The following is a 6,238-nucleotide window of genomic DNA, read 5'->3' as shown; positions in this document are numbered from 1 at the left end:
TCGCAGGCCGACCCACCCCCAGCCCCTCCCTTGTCAGGGAGGGGAGCAATTTCGTCGCGTTTCCCGTGAAGGTCGATTCGGCCTAGGCCCGCCTATCTGGCGACACGATTGCGGACGTCGCACGGAGACGGGATCAACAAACGTCCAGCTTAACCGATCTTATCCTACCAATTACCCGACGTTTTCCTGATGTATCGTGCGACTATGGCGGACGATGCTGTTCGCGATATGGCGCCGTGCCGCGAACCGGGCGCCTTCGCCATCGCCCAGCTCGATCGCATTCAGGATCGCATCATGCTCGTGCTGGATCGTCAACGAATACGCGTCTAGCGCCTCGATCGACTGGTTTCGCAATACCAGCGTCCGCGGCGGGACCAGTCGCACGCCGACGAATTCGATCAGCCGCTCATAATAATTGTTGCCGGTCGCCTTGGCGATCGCGAGGTGGAAGGCGGCATCGGCCTCCGCCGCCGCGACCATGTCCTCGCCCGCATCGGCAATGGCGGCAAGGCAGGCCCGCATCGCTGCAACATCCTCGTCGCTACGCCGCTGCGCGGCCAGGCTCGCCATTTCGGTTTCGATTGCGAGGCGCATTTCGAGCAGTTTCACGACTTCGGTAAGTTCGGACAGGTCGTCGCGCGTCACCTGAAACGCTTCGTAGCGCGCGTCGGGCGCGACATACACGCCCGAACCCTGCCGGGATATCGTCAGACCTTGCGCGCTGAGTCGGGCGACGGCTTCGCGCACGACGGTCCGGCTGACCTGCTCGCGTTCGGCAATCTCCCGTTGCGTCGGGAACCGGTCGCCGGGACCGATCGCGCCCGACCGGATCTGGGCGTGTAGCTTGCGGAACAGATCGTCCGCGAGGGAAAGGCTTGCCATGGTTCCCTCTTAACGCCCCTGCGCCAACTCCGCAAGATTTGTATTACCTATCTTGTCGACACCATAAAGTTGTACTACGAATCAGACAACAAATTAGGGGAGGAACCATGGAGTTCATTTCGACCGGACGGGCGCGGCTGCTCGGTACCGCCACCGCCATCCTGTTGGCCGCGCTGCCGTCAGCCGTACAGGCGCAGGCGACCGTACAGGAACCCGCCACCTCGCCCACCGATCGTACGCCCAGCCCGGTGACCGGCACCGATCCCGTCGCCGACGCCGCGATCGGCCAGGCCGATGACGGCACCCGCAGCGATGGCGAGATCGTCGTCACCGGCATCCGCCAGAGCTATGCCAACGCCTTGCAGGCCAAGCGCCGCGCGGTCGGCGTCACCGACGGCATCTCCTCGGACGGTATCGGCCGCTTCCCCGACCTGAACGTCGGCGAAGCCTTGCAGCGCGTGCCCGGCGTCCAGATCAATCGCGAGGCGGAGAGCCGCGACGCGACGATCAACGTGCGCGGCCTCCCCGGCACCTATGCCCGCACCACCATCAACGGCAACAGCTTCGCCGATCCGGTGCTCGACGGGTCCAGCCCGCTCGGCGCGTTCGAATCCGACATCTTCAGCGCGTTCGTCGTCGTCAAATCGCCCGGTGCCGCCGAACTGCCCGGCGGGATCAGCGGCAATGTCGATCTGCAGATCCAGCGTGCGCTCGCCCGTGCCGATGGCGCATTGTCGGTAAAGGCGATGGCCGGCTACGAAGCGCTGACGCAGGCGGTGGTCCCGTCCTTCACCGGCAGCTATTCGAAGCATTTCCTGAACGACACGCTCGGCGTCTATGCGGTGGGCGCGTGGTCGAAGCAGAATTTCCGGCGCGATTCGATCTCGTTCAACCAATATACGCCACTGTCGCGGACGACGACGCCGAACTATGCCGCGCGCTACGGCACGACCGGCAACGTCCTGTTCCCCTCCGACGTGCGACAGTTCGTGAAGACGAACAAGGGCGATCGCCTGTCGTTGGCCGGCGGTATCGAATATGCGGCGACGCCCGAACTGACGTTGTCGCTCAACAGCATCTATACCCGCCGCGACTATAAGCAGGCGAATACCGACCTGAACGAATATGACATGCGCGACGGCAACACCGTCGTGAACCCGACCGGTGATGTGTTCACGCTGGCCGACGGCAATCGCTACATCAACGCCTATGACTTTTCGAACGCGCGCGTGTTCGGCTCCTACCGCTCCGAACCGTCTGAGGTCCGCGCCTTCGGCCTGTACGGCGATATCGGGTGGAAGAATGACGACTGGCGGTTGCTGACCACCTTCTCCTATTCGGACGCCAGCAATTCGGTGTTGCAGACCCAGTTCGACTTCCGCCGCCTGCCCCGGGCCGGCAGCAACGGCACCAGCGGCAGCATCGCATCGGGCGGAGGCGACATCGCCGATTATCGCGCGACCGTCGCTCCCTCCCCCGCCATCGTGTTCACGCCGGGGCCGTTCACCGTGCTCGATGCGAACCAGCTCCGCAACGCCACCGGCGACGTGTTGATCGTCGCGGGCAGCGAGGGCACGGCGCGCAACGACCTGTATGCCGGGCAGAGCGACGTCGAACGCTTCTTCGACACCGGCTTCCTGCGCAGCATCCAGGCGGGGGTCCGGGCCGAGCGCACCGGTTTCAGTTCGCAACAGTTCCGCTCGACCGTGTTCGGCGTGCAGAGCCAGAACCTGACCTCGGCGATCATCGTGCAAAGCCCGTTCGCCGACCGATTCTTCGGCGACAAGGTGGATGGCTATAACCGCAACTGGCAGACGGTCGATTTCAACCTGATCCGCAGCCAGTTGCAGCCGGTGACGCTGCAACCGGGCCAGACGCTGACCGGCAACGGCTTCGTCAACAACACCGCCGATGGCGGAGTGGGGCAGCTCAACTTCGACATCACCAACGACATCGCCTCCGCCTATGCCATGGGCAAGCTGGAGGGAGAGGTCGCCGGCATCAACGTGCGCGGCAATGTCGGGCTGCGCTACGAACATACCCGGTCGAGCATCCTGTCGACGCAATATCTGCGCGGCGTGCCGTCGTCGCGGCGCGACGACAACGACTATGGCGAATGGCTGCCCTCGGCGCTGGTCGCCGCCGACCTGACCGACCGGCTGATCCTGCGCGGGGCCTATTACCGCTCCTTCGTCCGGCCGCAGCCGCGACAGGTATCGCCGGCGACGGTGATTTCGGGCAGCGGCACGCTGTTCAACGTGACGCTCGGCAACACCGACCTCGAACCCTTCACCTCGGATTCGTTCGACGTCTCGCTCGAATTCTACAACCGGCCGGGCGGTAATATCTCGCTCGCCGCCTTTACCAAGCGGATCGACGGGCTGATCGCGCCGGAGACCGACCGGACCCGGCTATGCCCGACCGATGGGGGTGGCTTCGGCCTGGGTCCGCTGCAACTGGTCGGCGATACCTGCCAGTCGACGACGCTCGTCTCCGCCGGACAACCGGTACAGGTGGTGGTGAACGGCAATATCAACTCGGCCAACCCGATCACGGTGCGCGGCGTTGAATTCTCGGTTCAGCAGAATCTCGACTTCCTGCCCGCCCCGTGGAACGGTCTGGGCGGCGGCATCAACTATGCCTATACCGAGGTATCGGGCCGCACCGCATCGGGCAGCGCCGCGATCCTGCCGGGCGTGTCGAAGCATACCGGCAACCTGATCGGCTATTACGAAACGCCGCTGTTCGGGGTTCGCCTGACCTACAACTATCGCAGCCGATACGACCTTGCGGCCGGCGGCACCTTCGCCGGTGCGGCGCGGCAGGTGCGCGAACGCGGTCAGCTCGACGCGTCGGCCTCGCTCAACCTCAACGAGCGACTGTCGCTCACCGTCGATGCATTCAACATCACCAATGCCGAACGTATCGAATATGAGAACGACCCGCTGAAACCGCGCCGCGCCGATTTCGACGGCCGCACCTTCCAGTTCGGTGTCCGCGCGCTGTTCTGATATCTCCCCCAGCCTGACGGCGGCCGGCGTTCGCGTCGCGCCGCCGCCCCTTTGCCCGGAGTTCGTGGATGTTGCTCGCCGCCCTGCTCTTCGCCGCGCCGGTCGTCGCGCAAGCCCCCACGCCGAAACTGGAAGCGATCGACCGGGTCTGGTCCGGGCATTATAGTAGGTTCGCGCTGGTCACGACGCAGCGGCAGATCGTCGTCGCCTATTACGACGCCAACCGGCAGCTGACCGTCGCCACCCGCGCGCGCGACAACGGCGCAAGCTGGGTCTATCACCGACTCGACAGCTGGACCGGGTGGGACAGCCATAATTATGTCGCCGCCGCCGTCGACAGCGCGGGCCAGATCCATGTCGTCGCCAATTTGCACAATGATCCGCTGGTCTATTACCGCACCAGCCGGCCCGGCGATCCGCGCAGCCTGACCCGCATCGCCACCATGGTCGATGCGACCCGCGAACAGCGCATGACCTATCCGGTCTTCCTGACCGATGCGGGGGGCGGCCTGACCTTCAAATATCGCGACGGGGGCAGCGGCAACGGCAACGAGATCTACAACCGCTACGACCCTGCGACCGGCCGCTGGAGCGCGCTGCTCTCAACGCCGCTCGCCGATGGCGAGGGACAGCGCAATGCCTATTTCGTCGGCCCGACGCTCGGGTCCGACGGGCGCTTCCACCTCGCCTGGGTGTGGCGCGAGACGCCCGATGCCGCGACCAACCACGACCTGTCCTATGCCGTCAGCCGCGACCTGATCCACTGGACCCGCGCCGACGGCACGCCGCTTACGCTACCGATCACGCTGAAGGCTGCGGAGGTCGTCGATCCGGTGCCCGAACGCGCCGGCATGATCAACAACAACACCGTGATCGGCTTCGATCGCCAGCGCCGGCCGATCATCACCTATCACAAATTCGTCGCCGATGGATCGACGCAGATCTTCCTCGCCCGGTTCGAGGGCAAGGGCTGGCGGATCGCACAGGCCAGCGACTGGCGCGGTTTCCGCTGGGATTTCGGCGGCGGCGGCTCGCTCGACAGCCGGCTGTTCGTCGAAGGCGCCGTCCCCGACGCCCCCGGCCGGTTGAACATCCGCATCCGCCGCGACAACAAACCCATCGACCTGATCGTCGACGAAGCGACGCTTGCCCGCGTCACCGAACGCCCCGGCACGACGCTGGCCGATCGCCTGTCGCGCACGATCGCGACCCCGAGCGGCATGACGCTCAATACGGTCGAGGCCGAGGGTGCGGCGATCGCGTGGCCGACGCGCCCCCCGCACCGCGACCTGCCGACCGAGGATATTCCCGAACCGACGACGCTGCGGCTGGTGCTGCCGTAAAGCAGATCGTTCCGCGCCGGGCCACCGACCGTTCGTCCTGAGTAGCCATTGAGCCTGTCGAAATGGCGTATCGAAGGACCGTCTGTGGCCAAGTGCTTCGATACGGGTCTTCGACTTCGCTCAGCCCCACTCAGCACAAGCGGTTCTGACTATGAGGCATCATAGCCCTATCGCAACCCCGCCACGTCGGCGACGTCCATATCCTCGTAATCCAGATTCTCGCCCGCCATCGCCCAGACGAAGCCATAGGCGCGCGTGCCCACCCCCATATGCACCGACCAGGGCGGCGACAGCACGACCTGTTCGTTGCCGACGACGATATGCCGCATCGCGTCGGGCCGCCCCATATAGTGCATTACCCGGTCACCCGACCCCAGCCCAAAATACAGATAGACCTCACTGCGCCGGTCATGGACGTGCGGCGGCATGGTGTTCCAAACGCTGCCGGGATCGAGGATGGTGATGCCCAGACACAGCGCCGCGCTGGCGCAGCGATGCGGCAGGATCAACTGGTGGATCGTCCGCGCATTGCCGGTCGCGGTGTCACCCCGCCGCATCGGCGGCGCGTCGGCGGCGCTGACCTTCCGCAACGGAAAGGCCCGGTGCGCCGGTACGCTCAACAGGAAGAAGCGCGCCCCCTCCCCCGAAAACGTCACCTCGCGACTGCCCATCGGCACGTACAGCGCCTCGCACGGATCGAGCATCGTCGCCACGCCGTCGACGGTCACCGTCCCCCGTCCGCCGACCTGCACCACCCCCAGCTCGCGCCGGTCGAGCAGCGGCAGCCCGGCGGCACTTGCCGGCTCGGTCTGATCGGGCAGGCGCAGCGACCCCGCCCCCGGCACCGCCGCACCGATGACGAACCGCTCGCCATGCGAATAGACCAGCGTCAATTCGCCGTCGCGGAACAGGTCGTCGATGCGGTGATGATCGGCCAGATCGGCGTTGCTCGCCCCCGCCATCATCGCCGGGTGCGTGGGGTGATAGGTCCGTTCGAACATG

Annotated in this window: 4 protein-coding genes; 2 read left to right on the top strand and 2 right to left on the bottom strand. The window is 65.5% G+C overall.

Annotated elements, in window-relative coordinates; translation table 11 throughout:
- Window positions 1-171 precede the first annotated feature (171 nt).
- Window positions 172-882, bottom strand: a complete 711-nt coding sequence (locus ASE59_RS16560; RefSeq protein WP_056458891.1) for a FadR/GntR family transcriptional regulator — start codon at window positions 880-882, stop codon at window positions 172-174.
- A gap of 107 nt (window positions 883-989) precedes the next feature.
- Here ASE59_RS16560 and ASE59_RS16555 point away from each other — a divergent pair, with 107 nt between their 5' ends.
- Window positions 990-3,893, top strand: a complete 2,904-nt coding sequence (locus ASE59_RS16555; protein WP_056458888.1) for a TonB-dependent receptor — start codon at window positions 990-992, stop codon at window positions 3,891-3,893.
- A 68-nt stretch (window positions 3,894-3,961) separates the two neighbouring features.
- Complete coding sequence (locus ASE59_RS16550) at window positions 3,962-5,236, top strand: BNR repeat-containing protein (protein WP_082458521.1); 1,275 nt, start codon at window positions 3,962-3,964, stop codon at window positions 5,234-5,236.
- A 167-nt stretch (window positions 5,237-5,403) separates the two neighbouring features.
- Here ASE59_RS16550 and kduI read toward each other — a convergent pair whose 3' ends face one another.
- Window positions 5,404-6,237, bottom strand: a complete 834-nt coding sequence (kduI, locus tag ASE59_RS16545; RefSeq protein WP_056458885.1) for a 5-dehydro-4-deoxy-D-glucuronate isomerase — start codon at window positions 6,235-6,237, stop codon at window positions 5,404-5,406.
- Between the last annotated feature and the right edge of the window lies 1 nt (window position 6,238).

This window comes from Sphingomonas sp. Leaf10, assembly GCF_001421245.1.
In the GTDB taxonomy this organism is placed as follows: domain Bacteria; phylum Pseudomonadota; class Alphaproteobacteria; order Sphingomonadales; family Sphingomonadaceae; genus Sphingomonas.
This window is presented reverse-complemented; position numbering and strand designations above follow the sequence as displayed.